The organism is Streptomyces sp. GESEQ-4 (genome assembly GCF_017948455.1).
Classification (GTDB): Bacteria; Actinomycetota; Actinomycetes; order Streptomycetales; family Streptomycetaceae; genus Streptomyces.
This window is the reverse complement of the sequence record NZ_JAFFSU010000006.1, coordinates 264,352-284,157: the sequence shown is the minus strand read 5'-3', so window position 1 is coordinate 284,157 and position 19,806 is coordinate 264,352. Positions and strand designations below refer to the sequence as shown.

Below are 19,806 nucleotides of genomic sequence, written 5' to 3'. Positions count from 1 at the left end.
TCTCCTGAGGGGTGTCCGACTGCTCGGGCTACTGACCGCTGCTGTTGACCTTCTCGGCGATGTCGTGGTCCATCCCCTTCACCGACTCCATGATCTTGCGGAACTGCTCCGCGTAGCCCTTGATGCTGTCGGTGGCCTCTTTCAGCGAGGTGGTGAACTTCTCGTACTGGACCTGGAGGGCGGGGCTGGACTCGGTGAGGATCAGGGCCGTGTCCAGGAGGGTGTCCACTTCCAGCTTGGCCTCGTCCATGCGCGGGACCAGGGTCTGGTCGACGCTCGTGTCCAGCAGGCCGGCGACACGTTCGATCTCGGCGTAGGAGAGGCTGATGTTGGCTGCCATGGGGGAGGGGTCCTTTCCCGGTCTCTACTCTTCTTCGTCGTCTTCGGGGGTCACCCATTCCGCGTCCGGGCCGGAGCGGGTGGAGACGGTGACCTTGCCGTCCTGATCGGTGCTCGTCATGGTTCCCGAGCCGTCGTCGCTGATCGCGAAGACGCTGGTGGTCTTCGAACCGTCCGCGTAGGTGGTGACCATGGTGTAGTCGCGGGCGTCGAAGGCGTCCTTGGTGCCGTTGCCCTCCGGATCGATGATCTTCGGGGCGGAGTCGTACGTGGTGACCGACGTGTAGGACTGGCCGTCGGGGGTGGTGATCGTCGACGTCTCCTTCATGACGTCGTGCTGGTCGTTCAGCTCGACCTTGACCTCGACCGTCCCGTGCTCGTCCTCGTAGGTGTACTCGGTCGGCGGGTCGGCGGAGGGCTTCTCCGGAGCGGGGCCCGGCGGATCGGGGGCATCCTCGTCGTTCTGCCAGGTCTCGCACCAGGAAGGGGCGCCGTCCGCCCGGCAGACCTCACCGATGTCGGCGTCCGGGTGCTGGTCGAAGTACTCGCCGGCGCCGATCTTGTCGAGGTAGGCGTCCCAGGCGGTCTTGTCCTCCTGCCAGGCCTCGTACGCCGCCGTGTCGTTCTTCCATTCGTCGAGGCCGATGCTGGAGCCCATCAGCCCCGCCGCGCTGGAGAGCTGGGCGTCGGCGTCGAAGAAGGTGTTGGCGACGGAGCTGAAAACGTCGGCCAGTTGGCCGAGCCCGTCCTTGGCCTGCTTCGTACGGGAGCTGGAGCGGCGGTAGAAGAGGTTGAACGCGGAGGAGAGACCGGAGTCGCCGAAGACCGCCCTGCGCTCGCTGGAGGTGTCCTCGCCCACCTCCTTGAACGCCCCGGTCGCGCCGCCCGAGTCGGCCTGGTCGGCCAGGTCGTGCATCTTCTTCTGGACCGTGTGCAGGGCCGAGTAGTCGACGGAGAAGTCCGCCACGCGTCGTACCTCCTGGTGTCCCGTCCGCCTCTTCCGCCCCCTCCACGCACCAGGACCCCGGAAAGGTTCAACAGACACTGTTTTCCCGTGCGTTGAACCATCTCGGGGTCCCGGTGCGTGGACGGGACAGACGACGGCCCGTACGTACGTCCCACGTCACGTCCGGGTGCGTCCCGACGCACGTCCCGCAAGCAGAAGGAGGCGCCCCCGATGGCTCGTCCCGCCGACTGGAGCGCGCTCGGCCTCGGCAGTGACCCCACCCCGGGCGATGCCGCCCGGATCGACGAGATCATCACCTCGCAGGGCGAACTGGTCACTCTGGCGGACACCATCGACACCGGACTGACGGAGATCAAGAACACCACGGACGGGGCCTTCGTCGGCGAGACGGCGGACGCGCTGCGCAAGGTGATCGACGGCGATCTGCGCAACTACGTCTCCACGTTCCGGCAGGCCCACCAGGACGCCCAGGCCGCGCTGCGGACCTACGTCGGTGTGATGCGCGCCCAGCAGGAGCGGGCCGACGCCGCCCTGACCGCGGCGGCCGGGCTGGCCGAGGACGACGACGAGGGACGCGAGGGCCACAAGTCAACCGCCGAGGACGCGGGGAGCATCCTGTCGGACGCCGCCGAGACGGCGGCGACCGCGCTGACCACGGCGGCGGAGAGCATCGCCTCGCCGATCGACGAGTGCGAGGAGTTCTGGAAGGCGCTGGGCTGGCTGGCGCTGATCCTCATCATCCCCGCGATCATCGTCGGCGGTCCGCTGGCCCTGTTCGCCATCGGGCTCAACGTGGCGCTGCTGATCAAGACGGCGGTGGACTTCTCCCAGGGCAAGGCGAGCGTCACCGAACTGGTGCTCTCCATCCTGGGCGTCATCGCGCCCACCACCAAGGGCATCAACGTCGGCGCGGTGTTCAAGGGGCTGAAGGGGGCCGGTGTCTCCGCCTTCCAGGGCGGCAAGACCCTGTTCCTGGGCGGGCCCAACGCGTTCGGGCTGCTCGGCCGGCTGACCCTCGGCATCGACGACACCTTCCGGGCCACCGGAGTCTGGCTGAACGGTCTGCGCGGCATCAACGGGATGAAGTTCACGCCCGGTCTGGCCTTCATGCCGGGACTCAAGGGCTTCACCCTGGGCGGGGTCGGCCTCGGCAAGGGCTTCAGCGTCCTCCCGGCGGCCACCGAACTGACCGTCATCAACCTGCTGGGCGCGAAGAGCTTCTTCGCGGTGCGCAGCGTGATCAGCGGCCTGGGTGGCATCGGGAGGCTGGGCAGTTCGCTGGGCCACACGATGCTGAACGGCGTGCGCGGGCTCAACGGGCTGCGGTTCTTCCTGCCGGTCGCCGCGGACGAGATGGGCAACGGCCTGCTCTTCGCGCTCAGGATCGGCGTCATCGACCGCGGTGTCTTCGGCATGTACCGGTACGGGGCCTTCGCCGGGGGCCAGTTCCTCGGCGCGTCCAGCAAGATCAGCGGCGCCGCGGCGTCGGGGCTCACGCTGCTGCGGCCCGGGGCCGACCTGGGCGGACTGTCGCACGTCAACCTGACCGGCTTCACTCCCACCCCGGCCGGCGGACTCGGCTCGGGGCTGACGAAGCTGCCGCCGCTGGACCTGTCGCCCTCGATCGGCAACGTCAACCTCACCGGCGGACTGAGCGGGCTCGGCGGGTCCTTCAACGCGCCCGTCCCCGCCATCGGCGCCCGCATCACCGACCTGCCGGCCGTTTCCGGACTCAGCGGTGCGCACATGCCCCCACTGGCCGGGCTCGGCGGCGTCAACGTGCCCCAGCTGAGCGGGCTCGGCAACATGAACATGCCGCAGCTGGGCCAGATCAGCCAGGTCGGAGCGGTCGGCACGGGCGCCTTCCGGGGCGCCGACATCGCGGTGGGGGACATCGCGGCGGTCGGCGCCGCCCGGATCGACGTACCGAGTCTCAGTTCGGTGGCGTCCGGTCCGACCGCGGTGCGGGTGGACATGCCCTCGGTGGACGCGCGGGTCACCGACATCCCCTCGGCGCACGGCGTCGGTTCCGTGCAGACACCGTCCGTCGGCCAGGTCGACGTCCCGGCCGTCGCCCAGGTCAACGTGCCCACGATGGGCCTCGGGCAGGTCAACGTGCCCACGGTGAACATGGGGGCCGCGCCGGACGTCGCCGCGGTGGGCGCGCACCAGGTCAACGTGCCGAGCCCCGGGGCGCTGGCGAACGGCCCCACGACGGCGCGGCTGGACGCCCCGGGGATGGCCGCCCGGATCACCGACATCCCCTCGGTCAACGGCGTCGGCTCGACCCTGGGCCGGGTCGACGTCCCGTCGGTCGGCACCATGAACGCACCGTCCGTCGGCCGCGTGGACGTCCCGTCGGTCACGAGCGTGAACGTGAACCTGTCGGCCGTGGGTCGGGTGGATGTGCCGGCGGCGGGTGGGGTGAATCTGTCGGCCGTGGGTCGGGTGGATGTGCCGGCGGCGGGTGGGGTGAATCTGTCGGCCGTGGGGCGGGTGGATGTGCCGGCCGCGGGTGGTGTGGGTGTGGCGCCGGTGGGTCGGGTGGATGTGCCGGCCACGGGTGGGGTGAACGTGCCGACGGTGGGGCGGGTGGATGTCCCGGGCGCGGGAAGTGTGAACGTGCCGTCCGTGGGGCGCTTCGACGTTCCGGCCGCCGGGAGCGTGAACGTGCCGTCCGTGGGACGCGTCGACCTCCCCGTCACCGGCAACGCGGGCGGACCGACAGGGGTCGCGTCGGACGTCCCGGCCGGGGCCGCCCACGTCGACGCACCGCCCGCATCCGCTCTCGGTCGGGTGGACGTGCCCGTCAGCGGTACGCCCGCGGTGAACCCGGCGCCGGCGAACGCGCTGACCGCGCCCCCGGCACCGGGCGGAGTCCAGCACACCCCCACGGGCGGGCTCGACGGCACCCCGGCCTCGCACGTACCGCCAGCCGGCACCGGGGGACCGGCCAAGAACGGCGGCCTGGGCCTGCCCGGCAACGACAGCCTCCTCGCCGACCTGCCCCAGCTCGGCCGCGTCGACCTGGCCGCGTTCCGTGACCAGCACCGCACCATCCGGGTCTTCATGCAGAACGACCAGGTGCTGGACCTCCAGCACACCTTCACCAACATCCCCGGGCTGCCCCACGTACGGGTCGAAGTCACCCCGACGGCCACCGGACCGCGGGTCGTCCCCGCCACGCCGGGAGTCCGGGCGACGTACGAGACACCGCAGGGCGGAGGCAACCAGTTCCTGCGGGTGGAGCAGGACCTCGGCGACGGCTCGGTCCGCCGGACCGACTACCACCTGAGCGCCGCCCTGAACCACCAGCAGATCGGCACCCAGGTCGTCCGGGGCATCGAGCTCCAGACCCTCCCGAGTCAGGCCCCGCCGCCGCACATCACCACGGCCGGACCCTCCGAAACCAACACCGCACCCGCCCACGCCGTCAACGTGCCCGGCCTGAACGGCGTCCGCGTCGACATCACGCCCGGCTCCCGGCCGAACATCGTCAACCCGAACGGCGTCCAGGGACTGCGCGCGGAACAGACCGGCCAGGGCAACGTCGTCCGTGTCGAGCACGTCAACGGCGGCGAGACCCGCCACTGGGACTTCGACGTCGACGCCCACGGCACCCGTCTGGTCGGCGCCGAGCACCAGATCACCCTGCGGGGCGGCCACTTCGGCGGTACGACGGTCGGCATCGACGTACTGCCGGGCGGCACAGGCGCGATACGGCACCTCGACGCGGCGGGAGCAGTCCAGCCGGGCGGCATCACGCAGGTCGGCGGCGAGTTCCGCGTCCCGGGGCCGGGCAACCGTACGGTCGTCTACGACGCCAACTTCACGCACGCGTATGACGAACTCCCGTTGAGCGGTGGCGCGTTGAACGGCGGGGTGCTGCGGATCGATGCCAACGGCACGGTCGGCGTGGTCGGTCGTCCCGGCGTGAACGTCACGGTTCTGCCAGGCAACGCCGGTTTCCATGTGGGTGAGGCGAGCGGCAACTGGCTGCGGGTGTACGGGGCTGACGGTGGTTATGTGCATCGGGTTCTGCCGGTGCCGGGCGGCAACGTGGTCCGTTTCCCGGAGGGGACCCGTGCGACTCACGATCTGCTCGACGCCGGCGGCACTCCGGTGCCGGGTGCCCGGGTGGAGATACAGCAGCCGACCGGTTTCCGGATCGAGAGCGGTGGCGGTCAGCCGCACCTCGTGGTCAACGACCTGGGTGTTCAGACGCACACGGCCCGCCCCCTGAACGGCGGCGCTGCGAACGGCGAGTTCGTCCACACGCCCGTCGCGGGCCAGCCCGGCGGGATCATCCGTACCGACGCGGCAGGGGCACCCCAGCCGGGCGGCATCACCCACGTCGGCGGCGAGTACCGCGTCCCCGGGCCGGGCAACCGCACGGTCGTCTACGACGCCAACTTCACGCACGCGTACGACGAACTCTCGCTGACCGGCGGCACGTTGAACGGCGGGGCACTGCGGATCGACCGCAACGGCAGGGTCGGTGTGACCGGTCAGCCCGGCGTCAACGTCACGGTCCTGCCGGGCAACGCCGGTTTCCATGTGGGGGAGGCGAGCGGCAACTGGCTGCGGGTGTACGGGGCTGACGGTGGTTATGTGCATCGGGTTCTGCCGGTGCCGGGCGGCAACGTGGTCCGTTTCCCGGAGGGGACCCGTGCGACTCACGATCTGCTCGACGCGGGCGGCAATCCGGTGCCGGGTGCCCGGGTGGAGCCACAGCAGCCGACCGGTTTCCGCATCGAGAGCGGTGCCGGTCAGCCGCACCTCGTGGTCAACGACCTCGGCGTTCAGACGCATACCGCCCGCCCCCTGAACGGCGGCGCTGCGAACGGCGAGTTCGTCCACACGCCCGTCGCGGGCCAGCCCGGCGGCATCATCCGCACGGACGTGGCCGGGGCACCCCAGCCGGGCGGCATCACTCACGTCGGCGGCGAGTACCGCGTACCGGCCGCCAACAACCGTACGGCCTTCTACAACGCCAACTACACACACATGCACGACGAACTCCCCCTCAACGGCGGCGCGTTGAACGGCGGAGTGCTACGCATCGACCCCGCGGGCACGGTCCGTCTGAACGGTCACCCGACCGCCACCGCCGTCCCCCAGCCGGGCGACGGCAACGGCTTCCGCGTCCTCCGCGGCAACGACCATGTCGCCGTGGACGTCAGGGGCAACCACACCGCTGATGTCCGGGAGCTGTCCGGCGGCACCGCCCCGCACGCGAACGGCGAGTTCGTCCACACGCCGGTCAACGGACCGGCCGTACTCAAGCAGGGCGACGGCTCCGTCATCCCGAACTCCCATGTCACCGTCCGCGCCGACGGCAGTTTCCTCGTCGAACAGCCGACCGCCCTCCGCGTCCACGGGGCGGCGGACGGCCGCGTCGACATCGACACCGTCCGGCTCCAGGACGCGGCCGGTGCGCCGGTCGGCCAGAACGTCCGCGTCCACCCCGGCGGGGCCCTGGAGCTGGTGGACAACAACCTGGTCGAGATACCGAACATCAAGGTCACCGCGCGGCCCGGCGGTGGACACCGGGTGGAGCAGGCGGACGGCGGCTTCCGGCTCTACGGCAACAACGGCAGGCTGGACCACTCGGTGACCGACACCGGCCAGGGCGGCGTCTTCCGCGTCGACGACGGGAACGGCACGCACCTGTACGACACCGTCCGGCTCGGCGACGGCATCGGCACCCGCTTCCTGCGCACCGACCTGAACCAGCTCCGCGTCCTGGACGCCCACCTGACCCCGACACCCGGCAACGTCACCCGCGAGCCGAACGGCCAGTACCGGGTCGACGGCGTCGGCGCCCCGCACCAGGGCGAGTTCAAGCGGTACGACGCCGACGGCCGACTCGACTTCCAGCGGATCAACGTCATCCACCAGGGCCGGATCAAGCCCGACCAGCACATCGAGGTGACCTACCCGAACCCGAACACGGCCCCGGCCGGCGCCAAGCCGACCTGGCAGCGGATCCACCTGGACGCGGCCGGCAACCCGGTGCCACCGGCCGGGAACCGGCCCTGGTACGACGGCGGGACGGTCGACCTCAAGGGCATCGACCACGGCCGGGTCCGGCTGCTCGGCCACTCCGGCACCGAGGTGTTCGAGCGCCGCCCGCTGCCGTTCGGCAACGGCGGCTCCATCGACGCCTTCCACTCCGCCGCCGGGGTCGGCGCGTTCGGCCGCTTCAACCAGCGCGGTGTGTGGACCGAGTTCGACGGGGCCGGCGCGGCGGTCCGCTACGGCACCCGGCACTGGGGCGAGAGCGGCCGCAGCTACTTCGACGTCACCACGGTCCGGGGCGTCGACACCCGCGTCCGCCATTTCCAGCAGAACCCGGACGGCGGCCATGTGCTGGCGAGCCTGGACCGTTCGGTCTGGACGCAGAGCGCGGGCCACGGCACCTGGCACCGCTTCGACGCGGACTACAACCACCTGGCGGAGGGGGCCAGGAAGTGGGGTCCGGGCCGGGGCTGGACGGACACCATGGCCCACCCGAAGACCGGCGCGGACACCGTGGTCCACGAGAAGTTCGGCCGCTTCACCCCGAGCCCGCACGACGTACGCCGCTACTTCCAGGTGGAGATGGGCGCGGACGGCATCCCCAAGCGGGACTGGATGTCCCACTCGCCGCACGGCAAGGAGATCGACCGCGGCAAGACGCTGAGCAACGGCGACTTCCTGGAGTCGTACCGGATCGCCGAGCAGCGCCCGCCGTTCTTCGCCCGCTGGGCGATGAGCGGGGACTACCGGGCCACCAGCCTGGCCGACGCGAGCTGGCTGCGCTTCGACGGCAGGTACCAGGTCCACGAGTGGAAGCTCACCCCCGCGGCCGGCGGACTGCCGGAGCGCGGTGTGCGGTTCGTCAGCATGAGCGGTGTCACGACGGACATCGCGAGGAACGGACAGGTCGTCCGGGTGACCGGCAAGACGCCGAGCGGCAACGAACTCACCGTCGGCGACGTCCCGCTGCCCAACGGTGTCAACCGGCAGGCCAACTACCTGCCCTGGTCCGAGGGCGCGGGCAAGCTCGACGGCCACCGCACGTACGTGGCCGCCGACTTCCACGTGCCGCCGGGCCACGGCTACCAGCGGGGCGACATCCTCTTCCAGGACCGCTTCACCCCCAACCGGGCCGACGGCGACTGGTACTCGCCCGACCCGAACAAGCAGTGGGAGGTCGCCCGCACCGGCCTCAAGGACGGCACGGTGGTCGAGTACCGGCCCGCCCCCGCCGTCCGCCCGGACGGCCAGGCGGGCAACGGGGACATCGCCTTCCAGCAGAACGTCCACGCGGGCACCGGCGACTGGACGAAGTACGACCCGCACGGCGTGGTCGTCGGCCGCAAGGACACCTGGCCCGACCCGGCCGGCGGCGGCAACAACACCATCACGATCACCGCCACGGGCCCGGCGGGCGCCAAGACCCTGCAATGGCAGGGCTCGAACGGCACCCACGGCATCCGGTACACACAGCACCACCGGGGCATGGAGACCTGGGCCTGGGACAGGGAGTCGTTCCAGGACTTCGACGGGGGACGGCTGATCCGCGAGCACCGGCTGCTCGGGGACGGCACCACCGTCGACGCCTGGCGCGTCCACCGCGACCCGAACACCGGCGCCGAGACCTGGCAGTGGAACAAGATCGACCGCTACGGCAACGTCATGGACTTCGGCGGCGCCGCCGCGCACCGGGTGCGGAACTGGATCGACGCGAACGGCAACGTGCTCCCCGGCTGGCGGCCGGACGCCCGCTGGCAGGACCAGGTGGCCACTCCGGACCCGAACAACCCGGCCACCGTCAACACCATGACCGTGCAGGAGATCCCGGCCCGCCCGGCCACCGGCCCGATCCACACCTGGGCCACCGACGCGCCGTTCCGGGTGCGCGAGTACGTGCCGGACGTCGGCGGGAACTTCAACTCCAACGTGTGGAAGGAGTTCGACAACGGGATCGACATCCGCCGCAAGGAGGATCTCGGCGACGGCACCTTCCTGGAGAGCGAGGAGTGGCACAAGCAGTGGCGGCGCTACGGCGGCCCGACCGGCACGACACTCCTGGAGCAGCGCGCCATCTCCGGATACATCTGGAGCAGCGACACCTTCGGCCGGACCACGCTCATCGGCCGTGAGACCAACTTCACCGGCGCGTTCGGCGAGTACCGGGGCTTCAGCCGGATGTGGCGCGAGCCCAACCGCTGGGACTTCGGCCGCAGTGTCGGCGGCGAGTCCGTGTACACCCCGTTCGCCGGGAAGGCCGCCCAGATGCTGGCCGTCGAGATGGGCCAGGAGTGGCTGCTCGACTTCAGCATGAACCTGGTCGTCTACGGCATCGTCGCGGCCGCCACCGGCAGCGAGTTCGGCTGGACCGACGTCGCCAAGGCGGCCTTCGGCGCGACCGTCAGCGTGGGCGTCAAGGGCGGCCTCTCGGCCGGGCACCTCGCCACGTTCCGGGGCGGGCCCTGGAAGACCGGCCTCGGCCAGATGGACATGGGGCAGCCCTACTCCCGGCGCCCCAACGACGACAGCTGGCAGAGCGAGTTCGCGGGCAACGAGAAGGTCACCCGCTGGCGCGCGGGCACCTACGACTTCGGCGTCGGCATCGTCGGCGGCGCCCTGTCCGGCTTCATCGGCGGCAGCGCGAGCGCGGCGATCTTCGGCGTGAAGGACAAGGACGGCAACACCGTCCACCTCTACGGCACCGACGCGCTGCTGGTGGGCGCGGCCAGTGCGGCGTCCGGTGTGATCGGCGGTGTCACCACCGGCCTCGCCAAGACGATCATCACCCAGAACATCGCCGGCCGCTGGTACCACCGCCAGGGCTTCTTCGACATCTTCGTGGCGGCGGGCATGGGCAAGCTGGCCGACAAGATCTTCGCCAACATGTACCTGACGAACGCGATCCGCGACTCGGTCGTCGGAGACATCGGGAACAGTGGAAACAGCGGGGGCGGCGCATGACGGACCGGATCATCAGGGTCGCGCCCAAGGGCCGGGGCACCCACCGCTCCATCGCCTCGGCGCTCGCCGCCGCGCCCGCCGGCGCGGTCGTCACCGTCGCGCCCGGCGAGTACGAGGAGACCCTGCGGCTCGACCGGCGCGTCACGCTGGAGCCGGAGTACGGCCCCGGCTCGGTCGTCCTGCGGGCCCCCGCGGGCATCGCCCTCACCGTCACCGCCCCCGAGTGCCTGCTGACCGGCCTGGTGCTGCGCGGCGCCGACCCCACAGAGGCGCTGATCCGGGTCGAGGACGCCGCCGGGCTCAGCCTGGAGGACTGCCGGCTCGGCCACGGCCGCATCGAGGTGCTCGGCTCCCCGGACGGCTCCGGAGCCGTCGCCAACGCCGCCCTGGACCTGGACAGCGATCTCGCCGCCGAGCTGGCGGACCCGCTGGGCGGCGGAGTCCTGGTGCTGCGCGGGACCCGGCTCAGCGGCGCCCAGCACACCGCGCTGCACCTCGCGGGGGACGCCCGCGCCCGCGTCGAGGACACGGTGATCGAGTCGGTCGACGGCATCGGCGCCGTACTGTCCGGCACGGCCGTGCTGCTCGCCGAGCGGCTGCGGATCCAGGAGAACTCCGGATCCGCGCTGCGGGTGCGCGGCGGTGCACGGCTGCTGGTGCGCGACGCGCGCCTGGTGGGCGCCGGACGCAACGGCGTCCTCGTCCAGGACACCGCCGAGGCGCTGCTGGACGGGTGCCGGATCGAGGGCGTGGCCCGCTCCGGTGTCCAGGTCTCGCACGAGGCCCGGGCCGAGCTGACCGACTGCCGGATCACCGGGGCGGGCGGCCACGGCCTGGAGGCCGGCGACGCGTCCCGGCTGACGGCACGCGGCTGCCATGTGCTCGACCCGGCGGGCCACGGGCTGCTGGCGGCCGGGGGTACGACGGTGACGCTGACCGACTCGCTGTTCGCCCGCACCGGCGGCTCGGCCCTGCACCTGGACGAGCGGGCGGTCGCGGTGGTGACCGGCTGCCGGGTGTCCGGCAGCGGGGAGCACGCCCTGGTGGCCGCCGGGAGCACGCAGGCCGAGGTCACCCGGACCACGCTGGCCGGGGCGCGGGCGTGCGGAGCGCAGGTGGACGACGAGGCACAGGTGGTGCTGGCCGCCGTACGCGTGGAGGACGGCGAGACGGGCGTACGGGTGCGCTCCGGCCGTCAGTCGCAGCTCCTGGACTGCTCGGTGACCGGCCAGCGGCGGGGCGGCGTCGAGCTGGCGGCCGACGCGGTCGCCGTGCTGCGCGGTACCCGGATCGCCGAGGTGGGCGGCGCGGGCGTGACCGTCGACACCGGGGCCCGGCTGGTCATGGAGGGCGGATCGGTCTCGGGGTCGGGGGCCGGCGGCCTGGTCCTGGGGCGGAAGGCACAGGCCGAGGTGCGGGGCGTACGGATCGAGGGCACCGGCAAGAACGGCATCCTCGTCGGCGAGGAGTCCGGCGGCACCTTCGACCACTGCGATGTGTCGGCCACCGCGTTCCCCGCGCTGCACATGGCCCGCGGCGCCACCCCGCGATTCCGGGGCTGCCGCGTCTTCGACTGCGGCCACGACGCGCAACTCGCCGAGGGCGCCGAGCCGAAGTTCGAGGACTGCGCCGCGATCCGGGTCGGCACGGCCCTGCTCCCGACGCTCTCGGACCTGCCGACGGCCCCCGCCACACCCCGCACCCCCGCGGGAACCCCGGCCACCCCCGCAGGGCCGGCGACCGGCACCCCCGGCCTGGCCCAGCAGGGCGAGCCCGAACCCGAGCCGGAGACCCTGGAGGACCTGCTCGCCGAACTGAACGAACTCGTCGGCCTGGACGGCGTCAAACGCGACGTCGGCGGCATGGTCAAGCTGATGCAGACCGTGCGGCTGCGCGAGCAGGCGGGCCTGCCCGCCCCGCCGCTCAGCCGCCACCTGGTCTTCGCCGGCAACCCCGGTACCGGCAAGACGACCGTCGCCCGCCTCTACGGCCGCCTCCTCAAGGCCCTCGGCCTGCTCGCCCGCGGCCACCTGGTCGAGGTCGACCGCAGCGCCCTCGTCGGCGAGTACGTCGGCCACACCGGCCCGAAGACCACCGAGGCCTTCCACCGTGCCCGGGGCGGCGTCCTCTTCATCGACGAGGCGTACGCCCTGGTCCCGGCCGGGTCCGCGAACGACTTCGGCGGCGAGGCGATCGCCACCCTGGTCAAGCTGATGGAGGACCACCGGGACGAGGTCGTCGTCATCGCCGCCGGATACCCCGACGACATGGACCGCTTCATCGGCTCCAACCCCGGCCTGTCCTCCCGCTTCACCCGCAGCCTGGTCTTCGCCGACTACTCCACGGCCGAACTGGTCAGCATCGTCGAGCACCACGCCCAGCGCCATCAGTACGAACTCAGCACGGCCGCCCGCAAGGCGCTGGCCGAGCACGTCGAACTGATCCCGCGCAACGACCGGTTCGGCAACGGCCGCACGGCCCGCCAGCTCTTCCAGACCATGACGGAACGCCAGGCCATGCGGGTCGCCGAGCTGACCGCGCCCGAGGCGGCACAGCTCGTACTGCTGGACGAGCAGGACCTGCCCCAGCCCGCCACACCCGTCTGACCGACCCCTGTCCGTCCCACGGCCCCCGATCCCGACCACCCGGAGCAACCCCCATGCCCCCGAAGCCCTCGAAATCCCCGCAGCGCTTCTCGGAGACCTTCGCCGGCAGACCCGCCCGCTCGCCCCGCGGTCTCGTGCCCGGGCGACGGGTCTGGATCAGCCTGGGCTGGGCCGGTGCCGTGGCCGCCGTCTGCGCCCTCGCCATCCCGCTGGCCGGCGGCGGGGGCCTCGCCTCGGACGACGGCGCCGAAGTGGCCGCGGCGAGCGGCATCCCGGCCGCGCCGCCCGCTCCGTCGCCCACGCCCTCCCCCGAGTCCCCGCGCCCCTCCAGGACCCCGGCGAAGACCACGAAGGAGACCGGGATCCCGGACCCGGCCCAGGCCCCGAACCACCCGGGCACCGTAGCCACCGTCACGGCCACCGCGAGCAGCAAGCCACCCGCCGCCAAGCAGAAGCCCGCCCCCGAGACCAGGCGCACCCCCGAATCCACCACCCCCGCCCAGGACTTCTCCCGCCCCGTCGGCCAGATCTCCGGCCACTACGACGGGTTCGTCGGCAAGTGCGTCCAACTCGTCGGCAGTGCCCTCCAGTTGTACGGCTGCGACGGCGGCTCCGACCAGCAGTGGCAGTTCGCCGCCAACGGCACCCTCCGGAAGGACGGCCGCTGTCTGTCCCTGGCCGGCCGCTCCACCAGCGACGGCACCCGGGTCGTCATGGCCTCCTGCGACTCGACCACGGTCACCCAGTGGCGCTACAGCGCCGGCTACGACATCGTCAACGTCGCCGCCGACAAGTGCCTCGACGTCGCCAACGCCGCCACCACCGACGGCGCTCCGCTCCAGATCGCCTGGTGCTCGGGCAACGCGGCCCAGAAGTGGACGGTCCCCTGAGCGGGTCCGGCGCAGGCCGTACCAGAAGACGACGCCCGACTCACCGTCCACGATTCCCGGAGTAACCCCGATGCCCACACCGTCACCGAAGCCTTCGAAGTCCTCCAAGCCCTCGAAGTCACCGAACGGCTTCTCGGACACCTTCGCCCGCAAACCCGCCCGTTCACCCCGTGGTCTCGTGCCCGGGCGTCGGGTCTGGCTCAGCCTGGGCTGGGGCGGTGCCCTGACGGCCGTCCTCGCCGTCGGCATCCCGCTCGTCGGCAGTGGCGTCTTCACCTCGGACGACAGCGACAAAGTGGTCACCGCGGAGACCGTCCCCACCTCGCCCGCTCCCTCGCGCACCCCTTCGCCCACACCCACGCCGACGCCCACCAGAACCAAGCCCACCCCCACCGCCAAGGCCGTGGCCCCGCCCCCTCCGCCCGTCGTGACACCGGAGACCTCGTCCGCGGCACCGGTCGCCTCGGCGCCGGCCGCCGGTACGGGGTCCGGGGGCGACGTGACGAAGGAGGCGGCCAAGCCGCGGGTGAGGACCGCCGCGGTCGCCGTGCAGCAGCTGGCCACACGGAATCCGGGCCGGCACATCTGCTACCGGGCCTACGTGGAGAACCTCGGCTGGCAGGCCGCGGTGTGCGACGGCGCCACCGCCGGCACGGTGGGCCAGGGCAGGCCGATCAAGGCGCTGAACATCGCCGTGTCCGGCACCAACGGCACAGCCGCCACCGCCTTCGTCCACAACCCCGACTCGACCGACGGCAAGGGGCACTACCCCACAGGATGGAAGGGCGCGGTCGACGGCATCGACAACTACATCGGCAGCAGCAAGAACAGCGCCCCGGACATGCTCGGTTTCGCCATCAACGTCGGCGGAAGCACGAGCGTCATCTGCCAGACCTCGAACGTCCACAAGGAGGGCTGGCACGGCATGGGCTGCGACGAACCCGGCGGCGAGAACCTGATCTTCGGCGGAACCCTCAACAACGACTTGTGGCTCGAAGCAGTCAAGTTCAATGTGTGAGCTGACCTTGAGCGAAGCGCCCCGATAGGGGCGCGGGGAACTGCGCGACCAGCCCCCACAAGCCCGCAGACGAAAATCAACCCACCGCGAAGCTCAAAGCAACCCCGCCGCAGCAAGATACTTCCCCACCCGCTCCACCTCGTCCTCCGCCAGAGGCACTTGCGGCTCCGCCGTCACCCCACAAGCGATGACCCCACGCAACTGCAACGCCGCCTTGAACGCCCCGAGCGCCGACGAACTACCACCCATCCGCGCCGGATCACCAACACCCACCATGCCGAACAGCCCGCACAACCGCTCCTGTTCGGCCCGGGCCCGTTCCCAGTCACCCGCGCGGCAGAACCGGTAGAGGCGGACGTATCCGTGCGGGTCGACGTTGGCGAGCCCAGGCACCGCCCCGTCCGCGCCCAGCGCGAGCGCCGCGTCGACGATCACCTCGGAGCCGGTCAGCACGCTGAAGCCGGTGAGGCCGGGGTGGGTGCGGGCGCCGGTCACGACGGCGCGGAAGGCACCCAGGTCGCCGCTGGAGTCCTTCAGCCCGGCCAGCACACCGTCGGCGGCGAGTTCCAGGACCAGGTCGGCGGGGAGTTTGGTGTGGACGGCCATCGGGAGGTCGTACGCCACGACGGGCACGGGGGAGGCGGCGGCGATCCGCCGGTAGTGGCGGGCGATCTCCGCGCGGTGGGTGCGCGTGTAGAAGGGCGCCGTCACGACGACCGCGTCCGCGCCCTCCTCCGTCACCGCCGCCACATGGTCCAGCACCCGCGGTGTCGTCATGTCGATCGCGCCGGCCAGCAGCGGCAGCCGCCCGCCCAGATGCGCCGCCACCGCCTTCACGACCAGCCTGCGCTGCCCGTCCGTCAGAAACGCGGCCTCCGAGGACGACCCGAGCACGAACAGCCCGTCCACCCCGCCGTCGATCAGATGGTCGACCAGCCTGAGCAGCGAGTCCACGTCCACCTCGCGGTCCGGCGTCAGGGGCGTGCAGACGGGCGGGACCACTCCGGTGAGCGGGGTGGGGAGGTTCATGTCGGCTCCTGGTGCTCTTCCGGTACGGCCGCCTGGCCCACGAGGTCGCGGGTAGGTCGGCCCTCCTCCACTGGATGGTGACACCGGAACCGGTGCACAGGAGCGGACGCAACGGAAAATTCGGGCATCGTGTCGGCGCACACCCCGTCCGCCTTCCAGCAGCGCGTCCGGAAGGGACACCCGCTGGGCGGGTGGGTCGCCGACGGCACCGGCCCGACCAGCGGGATCGGTTCGATCGGGTGCAGCAGTCCAGGGGTCGCCGAGAACAGGGCACGGGTGTACGGGTGCCGGGAGCCCTCCGTCACCCGCCCGGCCGGTGCCTCCTCCACGATCCGGCCCAGGTACATCGTGATCACCCGGTCGCTCATCCGCCGTACCGTCTGGATGTCGTGCGAGACGAAGACCAGCGCCAGCCCAAGCCGCTCCTTCAGGTCGAGCAGCAGATTCAGGATCTGCGCGCGCACCGACACGTCGAGCGCGCTGGTCGGCTCGTCCGCGATCACCAGATCGGGGTCGAGCGCGAGGGCCCGGGCGATGGCGACGCGTTGCCGCTGGCCGCCGGAGAGCTGGCCGGGGAGCGCGTCGGTCAGCGCCTTCGGCAGGCCGACCAGGGACATCAACTCCCGTACCCGCGCGTCCCGTTCCTTCGCCGTGCCCTGCCGGTGCACATCCAGCGGGTCCCGCAGGATCTGCCGTACCGTCAGGCGCCGGTTCAGCGCGGTGGACGGGTCCTGGAAGATCATGCCGGTGTGCCGGCCGACCGTCGCCCGGCGTTCGGCGGGCGCCATGCTCCACAGGTCACGGCCCCGGAAGGACACCGTGCCGGACGTCGGCCGCTCCACGCCGACCAGCACCTTCGCCAGCGTCGACTTGCCGCACCCGGACTCGCCGACGACGCCGACCGTCTCGCCGGGCGCGATGGCGAGGTCGGCGCCGGTCAGGGCGTACACCCGGTCCCGGGTGAACAGGCCGCCGCTGCGGGCCTTGTGGACGACATGCGCGTCGGACAGCTCGACGAGCGCGCTCACTGGGCGACCTCCACGTCCATCAGGTCGACGGCCGGATGGTGGCAGGCCGCCGTATGCGTGCGGGTACCCGCCAGCACGGGAGCAGTCGTACGGCAGACCTCGCTCGCCCGCGGACACCGGTCGGCGAACCGGCAGCCCGCCGGGAAGTCCGCGGGGGACGGCACGACCCCCTTGACCTGCGTCATCCGCTCGGCCCCGCTCTCCAGGGACAGCACGCTGCCGAGCAGCCCGCGCGTGTAGTGGTGGGCGGGCGCCTCGACCAGATCGGCGGTCACGCCCGTCTCCACGATCTGCCCGCCGTACATCACCACCACCCGGTCGGTGATGTCGGCGATCAGCGCGAGGTCGTGCGAGACGAGGATCAGCGCGAACCCCAGCTCCTCGCGCAGCCGCAGCAGCAGCTCCATGATCTGCGCCTGTACGGTCACGTCGAGCGCGGTCGTCGGTTCGTCGGCGACGATCAGCTTCGGGTCGCGGGACAGCGCCATGGCGATCAGGACGCGCTGGCGCTGACCGCCGGAGAGTTCGTGCGGATAGCTGCGCAGGGTGCGGTCGGGGTCGAGGCCGACCATCGTCAGCAGTTCCCGCGGGCTACGGCGCCCTCCGCGTCGTACGACCTGCTTGAGCTGCGCGCGGATCGTCATCGCCGGGTTCAGGGACGACAGCGCGTCCTGGTAGATCATCGCCATCTCGTGGCCGAGCAGCTTGCGGCGCACGCGCATCGGTTCGGCGAGCAAGTCCCGCTGGTGGAAGCGGACTTGGCCGCGCACGCGGGCCCCCTTCGGCTCCAGGCCCATCACCGTCAGCGCGGTCAGCGACTTCCCGCAGCCCGACTCGCCCACCAGGCCCAGCACTTCACCGGGCTGCACCTCGAAGCTGATCCCGTCGACGATGTCCACGCCGTGGTGCCGGGCCGCGAAGCCGATGGCCAGGTTCTCCACGGCCAGCACCGGCTGAGCGCCGCCGGGCAGTGGCCGGGCCCGCGCCCGCAGCCGCGCCGCCGCCTCCGTCAGCCCCGGCAGTTGCACGATCTCCCCGCTGCCCGGCTCCGGCGCCTCCAGCCGGTCGTCCTCGTCGCGGACCTCGACCTCCCGCGCCGACGGTGCCGCCCACGCGTCGGAGACGCCCTCGGAGAGGATGTTCAGCGACAGCACGGTCACCAGCATCAGCAGCCCGGGGAAGACGGTCGCCCACCAGCCGCCGGTCAGCACCATGTTCTTGCCGTCCGCGATGACACTGCCCCAGGACGGGTCCGGCGGCCGGACGCCCGCGCCGATGAAGGACAGCGACGCCTCGAAGACGATCGCCTCGGCGACCTGCACGGTGCAGAACACCAGCACGGGCGCGGCGCAGTTGATGGCCACGTGCCGCCAGACGATGTGCGGGGTGCGGGCGCCGATCACCCGCTCGGCCGTCACATAGTCCTCCCCGTACTGATCGAGCACATTGGCCCGTACGACCCGTGCCACCGGCGGCGTGAACAGGAACGCGATCGCGCAGATCAGGACCGTGATCCCGCCGCCGAACACGGCGACCAGTACGGCGGCCAGCGCGATCCCCGGGAACGCCATCACCACGTCCAGGCAGCGCATCAGCGTCTCGTCGACGGCCTTGCGGGAGGTCGCCGCGATCGCGCCGACGATCGCGCCCACGACGAGCGCGAGCCCGGTCGCCCCGAGCCCGATGGCGAGGGACCAGCGGGCGCCGTACATCAGCCGGCTCATGATGTCCCGGCCGAGGCTGTCCTGGCCCATCCAGTGCCCGGCGGACGGATGTCCGGTGCCGTCGACGGGCGGCTGCTGGTCGAGCGGGTCGTCCGGCGCGAGCAGCGGCGCGAACAGCGCCACCAGGACCACGACGGCCAGGAAGCAGACGGAGATCTTCGACAGCAGCGGCAGCCGGCGCCAGCCGCGCAGCCGGATGCCGGGCCGGGCGAGGGCGTCCGTGAGCCCCTTGCGCGTGAACATCAGGAGGCTTCCCTCAGTCGCGGGTTGACCAGCAGGTAGAGGATGTCGATCACGAGGTTGATGACGACGAAGCCGGTCGCGGTCGTCAGGACGACGCCCTGGACGACGGCCGGGTCGCCGTTCTTCACCGCGTCGATCATCAGCTTGCCCATGCCGGGCAGCGAGAAGATCGTCTCGATGACCACCGCGCCGCCGAGCAGATAGCCGACGCGCAGGCCCAGCACGGTGAGCGGATTGATCAGCGCGTTGCGCAGGACGTTCCGGCCGACCACGACGCGCGGCGGCAGTCCGCTGCCGATCGCGGTGCGGACGTAGTCCTTGTCCAGCTCCTCGACCACGGACGTCCGGACGATGCGCGTGAGTTGGGCCGCCACCGGCAGGGACAGCGCGAGCGCCGGGAGCGTCATCGTCTTCAGCCAGCCCGTGAAGGAGTCCGCCGGGTTGATGTAGCCGCCGGTCGGGAACCAGCCCAGGTCGACCGCCAGGTACTGGATCATCAGCAGCGCCAGCCAGAAGCCGGGCGCCGCGACGCCGGTCAGCGACACGACCCGGATGATCTGGTCCGGCAGCCGGTCCCGGTAGATCGCCGCGGTCACGCCGCCGATCAGCGACAGCACCACCGCGATGCCCAGGCCCAGGAAGGTGAGCTGGAGCGTGAGCGGCAGCGCGGTCGTGACTTGGTCGATCACCGGCGCCCGGGTCAGTGCGCTGATGCCCATGTCGCCATGGAGCAGCGCGCCCACGAAGTCGACGTAGCGCACCGGCAGCGGGTCGAGCAGACCGTTCTCCTCACGGAACGCGTGCAGTTGCTCGGGCGTCGGATTGGCGCCCTGGAAGAAGGCGGACGCCGGGTCGACGTCCGAGAACCGCATCACCAGGAACACGAACAGCACGATGCCGAGCATCAGCGGCACGAGCAGGGCGACACGGCGGGCCAGGATCCTGGCGATGGCGACCACGGACCAACTCCCGTACGACGTCGG

The 19,806-nt window shown here is 71.7% G+C and carries 10 protein-coding genes; 4 read left to right on the top strand and 6 right to left on the bottom strand.

The genetic code is table 11. The features are described from left to right. Nucleotides 1–28 precede the first annotated feature (28 nt). On the bottom strand, nt 29–340 hold the full coding sequence (locus tag KCH48_RS15150; RefSeq protein WP_210574433.1) for a hypothetical protein: 312 nt from the start codon (nt 338–340) through the stop codon (nt 29–31). A gap of 24 nt (nt 341–364) precedes the next feature. Beyond that, nucleotides 365–1,306: a serine/arginine repetitive matrix protein 2 gene (locus tag KCH48_RS15145; RefSeq protein WP_210574431.1), complete on the bottom strand. Its 942-nt coding sequence runs from the start codon at nt 1,304–1,306 to the stop codon at nt 365–367. A gap of 210 nt (nt 1,307–1,516) precedes the next feature. Here KCH48_RS15145 and KCH48_RS15140 point away from each other — a divergent pair, with 210 nt between their 5' ends. The 4 genes from KCH48_RS15140 (at nt 1,517) to KCH48_RS15125 (ending at nt 14,799) form a co-directional block, all read left to right on the top strand. Then, nucleotides 1,517–10,285: a hypothetical protein gene (locus tag KCH48_RS15140; RefSeq protein WP_210574429.1), complete on the top strand. Its 8,769-nt coding sequence runs from the start codon at nt 1,517–1,519 to the stop codon at nt 10,283–10,285. Further along, nucleotides 10,282–12,891 (top strand): right-handed parallel beta-helix repeat-containing protein, encoded by a 2,610-nt coding sequence (locus tag KCH48_RS15135; protein ID WP_210574422.1) that lies wholly within the window; start codon nt 10,282–10,284, stop codon nt 12,889–12,891. Before KCH48_RS15140 ends, KCH48_RS15135 begins: the two co-directional genes overlap by 4 nt. A gap of 53 nt (nt 12,892–12,944) precedes the next feature. Next, nucleotides 12,945–13,781 (top strand): RICIN domain-containing protein, encoded by an 837-nt coding sequence (locus tag KCH48_RS15130; protein WP_210574421.1) that lies wholly within the window; start codon nt 12,945–12,947, stop codon nt 13,779–13,781. Between the two features lie 70 nt (nt 13,782–13,851). Continuing rightward, complete coding sequence (locus KCH48_RS15125; protein ID WP_210574419.1) at nt 13,852–14,799, top strand: hypothetical protein; 948 nt, start codon at nt 13,852–13,854, stop codon at nt 14,797–14,799. 93 nt (nt 14,800–14,892) lie between these two features. Here KCH48_RS15125 and KCH48_RS15120 read toward each other — a convergent pair whose 3' ends face one another. From KCH48_RS15120 to KCH48_RS15105, 4 genes are read right to left on the bottom strand one after another with little or no spacing between them, the layout of a single operon-like run. After that, nucleotides 14,893–15,828 (bottom strand): dihydrodipicolinate synthase family protein, encoded by a 936-nt coding sequence (locus KCH48_RS15120; protein ID WP_210574417.1) that lies wholly within the window; start codon nt 15,826–15,828, stop codon nt 14,893–14,895. Next, nucleotides 15,825–16,856, bottom strand: a complete 1,032-nt coding sequence (locus KCH48_RS15115; protein ID WP_210574415.1) for an ABC transporter ATP-binding protein — start codon at nt 16,854–16,856, stop codon at nt 15,825–15,827. The genes KCH48_RS15120 and KCH48_RS15115 overlap by 4 nt, the downstream gene beginning before the upstream one ends. Then, nucleotides 16,853–18,823 carry a dipeptide/oligopeptide/nickel ABC transporter permease/ATP-binding protein gene (locus KCH48_RS15110; protein WP_210574413.1) on the bottom strand — a complete coding sequence of 657 codons (1,971 nt, stop codon included), beginning with the start codon at nt 18,821–18,823 and terminating at the stop codon, nt 16,853–16,855. The genes KCH48_RS15115 and KCH48_RS15110 overlap by 4 nt, the downstream gene beginning before the upstream one ends. After that, nucleotides 18,823–19,782: an ABC transporter permease gene (locus tag KCH48_RS15105; RefSeq protein ID WP_210574411.1), complete on the bottom strand. Its 960-nt coding sequence runs from the start codon at nt 19,780–19,782 to the stop codon at nt 18,823–18,825. Before KCH48_RS15105 ends, KCH48_RS15110 begins: the two co-directional genes overlap by 1 nt. Nucleotides 19,783–19,806 lie beyond the last annotated feature (24 nt).

Bases quoted from the DNA above. Each gene is read 5' to 3' on its own strand.
- KCH48_RS15150 (WP_210574433.1), bottom strand. From the start codon at position 340: ATGGCAGCCAACATCAGCCTCTCCTACGCCGAGATCGAACGTGTCGCC.
- KCH48_RS15140 (WP_210574429.1), top strand. From the start codon at position 1,517: ATGGCTCGTCCCGCCGACTGGAGCGCGCTCGGCCTCGGCAGTGACCCC.
- KCH48_RS15135 (WP_210574422.1), top strand. From the start codon at position 10,282: ATGACGGACCGGATCATCAGGGTCGCGCCCAAGGGCCGGGGCACCCAC.
- KCH48_RS15130 (WP_210574421.1), top strand. From the start codon at position 12,945: ATGCCCCCGAAGCCCTCGAAATCCCCGCAGCGCTTCTCGGAGACCTTC.
- KCH48_RS15125 (WP_210574419.1), top strand. From the start codon at position 13,852: ATGCCCACACCGTCACCGAAGCCTTCGAAGTCCTCCAAGCCCTCGAAG.
- KCH48_RS15120 (WP_210574417.1), bottom strand. From the start codon at position 15,828: ATGAACCTCCCCACCCCGCTCACCGGAGTGGTCCCGCCCGTCTGCACG.
- KCH48_RS15110 (WP_210574413.1), bottom strand. From the start codon at position 18,823: ATGTTCACGCGCAAGGGGCTCACGGACGCCCTCGCCCGGCCCGGCATC.